The organism is Polaribacter sp. Z014 (assembly GCF_023555435.1).
Taxonomy (GTDB): domain Bacteria; phylum Bacteroidota; class Bacteroidia; order Flavobacteriales; family Flavobacteriaceae; genus Polaribacter.
The window spans coordinates 1-2,557 of record NZ_JALCZP010000059.1; the positions used below are offsets into that span (position 1 = coordinate 1).

Here is a 2,557-nt window from a genome sequence, read left to right on the forward strand (position 1 = left end):
AAGCAACTAATTTAGTAAATAATTACCAACCAAGAAAGTCCGCGAGGACTTTCGTAAGTAGGCGAGAAGCCAGCAATAAATTATATACGGTGTTGGCATTTCGTTATTTTTTATTTTTCACAAACTTCAATCATTTCTTTATAATGAATTTCGTCAATTTCTTTAATTAGATTCAAAATATCTTTTACAACATTGGAACCTTCGTCCAGTTTGTTGTCAGAGGAATCATTATCAAAGTCCTGTGCGTGAGAATATTTGTTTATAAAACGATAGATATATTCTTCTTTGTCTTTAAATGATGTGTTTTGAATCCCTTTTTGTAATAATTGTCTAAAATCACCTAACCTTTTAGGGTGTTTGAATTTTAGAAAAGTTTCAAGTATTTTTCTAGAAGCATTTGCAGATAAATAGGCTTTATCTAAATCTAAATGAGTGTCATTAGAATAGGTTATTAGTTTTTTAAATAAGTAATGATATTCTGATGTATATTCTAAGAGAGTTGGGTCTGCATCTTTAATATAAGAAAAACGAATTTGAGTAGTATCAAAGTTCGATTCTATTGAGTAAATATTACATATGGTTTCTGGTTTAGAAGGGTCTTTTCTGTGTTTCTGATTTTGCTTCTTATTTTTGGTTTCGAACCAATCTCTTACAAGTCTATAGTAATTAAAATTATGTGTTAATATAAATAATTGCTTTGCTTCATTACAATTCAGTTTAAGGTATGAATACGAACTAAATAAATTATTCGAATCAAAACTTGAAATTGGGTCGTCAACTATTATTGTTGTATCATTTATTTTATTGTCTTGTTCTAATATTTTATTTATAAAATAAACAAAAGCTATTGCTGTTTTTTCCCCTTCACTTAATTGATTCCCGTTAGTGTTAGGGTTTCCATTTCTTTGTAACTTATAACCACCTTTTTCTTGTGGATCTAAAGCTATGTCTTTTCTTCCTAAGAATTTCCATAAATCATTATTAAACTTTGTAGCACCAAGAGCTTCAGTAGAAATTAATGAATTCAATTGTTTGATATCCATTTTTATTTTTTCAAGTTCTAATTGAAGTTCTTTGTTTTTTTGATTAGTAGTTATTTCAAGGTTTTTTTGCTTATAAAAATCATACCTTTTGATTTCATCCTTGATGTACTCAAGTTCAAGATTATTTTTTGCCTCTTGTATAATTGTCGAAGCACTTAAATATTTTCTATTATGGCTTTTAATTATTTCTGTTGCCTTTTTATAAAGCTTAATTAAATTGGTTTCATCAAAATTTAAAACTGAAGTTTTAGGAATTTCAAATGGATTTGAAGCCTTAGTTTTAAGTATTGCTTTCCATTTATCAAGTGCTTTTATTAGTTTTTCATTCTCAAAATCAATATCCTTTTTAATTTTCTCGTATTCAGCTTGATATTCTTTATAAAGTGCTTTGTAAGATGGTAATTCTGTTGTTTTTAGTTCTTCTATCCAAGTAATGGCTTTAGATAGTTGTTCTTGTAGATTTTTGAAAGAATCACTAAAATGATTGTTTAAAGTAGAAATACGTTGTTTAGAGATGTTATTTCCACAAAAAGCACAATTGTCTTCGGCTTTATGTAGTTCAAGACCTAATTTAACCCAATCAGATTTTTTAAAATCATTCTTTAAACCATCAATAACTTCTGATGTTATTTTTGAATTTAATAATGAAATTATTTTTTCAAAGCCGGAAGTTATTTGAGATAAAACTGAAAAGTCAGGTGTTTCAATTCTATCTTTGTCTTGTGGCTTTATAGTTTGAGCTAACTTTTCAATTTCTTGAATAGTCAATGAAGCTTTTCTAATATTATCTTTATTTTTATTTAAAGAACTTTCAATTTTTGTTTTATTATAATTGGACAAATGTTTATCTTCAACCTCAATTAATTGAAACTTTTGTTTAATGTTTTTTGCAGATTCTGATAGGAAATTACTGTTGTTTCTTATTAAACCTTTGTTTCTTTTCTTTTCTCCGTTAAGTATTAATTCATTTTGAGCTATAGACGAACTAATTTTTAATTTTTCTTTTTTCTTATCCTTTAGTTTTAATATTTCTTCATTTTTATCATTTGAAACGACAAGAATTCCTTTAATTGTATCGTTCCAATTAATGTTACGCTCTACAAAATCAGCATTGAAAACTTTAATATTAAAATCATTTTCAAATTTGTCTGATTCGGAATAAATTTTCCCGCCTTTTTCAAAACTCCATTTTGAATCTGGAAACCTAGATATGGATTCATTTGATTCAATTAAAGAAAATAAATGTGATATCGTTGATTTACCACTACCGTTTAATCCGTAAAATAGATTAAGTTTATTAAAATTACTATATGTTGGATTACTCTCAATATTCTTGAATATTCCAAAATTTGATACTCCTTTAATTTTCTCAATCATTTAATTTGGTATATGTTTTTGAGTATGAGTGGTAATGAATGCCAACGTTGTTGTATAAGCTTTGTTGCGTTGTTTAAGCAGTGAATTTAGTAAATAAAACACGAACGGCGAAATTCTGGAGGAATTTCCCAAGTGAG

The 2,557-nt window shown here is 26.9% G+C and carries 1 protein-coding gene; it reads right to left on the reverse strand.

Translation table 11 applies throughout. The annotated features are described in order from the left end of the window. Positions 1-110: 110 nt before the first annotated feature. Positions 111-2,420: an AAA family ATPase gene (locus MPF19_RS18780; protein ID WP_249989810.1), complete on the reverse strand. Its 2,310-nt coding sequence runs from the start codon at positions 2,418-2,420 to the stop codon at positions 111-113. Positions 2,421-2,557 lie beyond the last annotated feature (137 nt).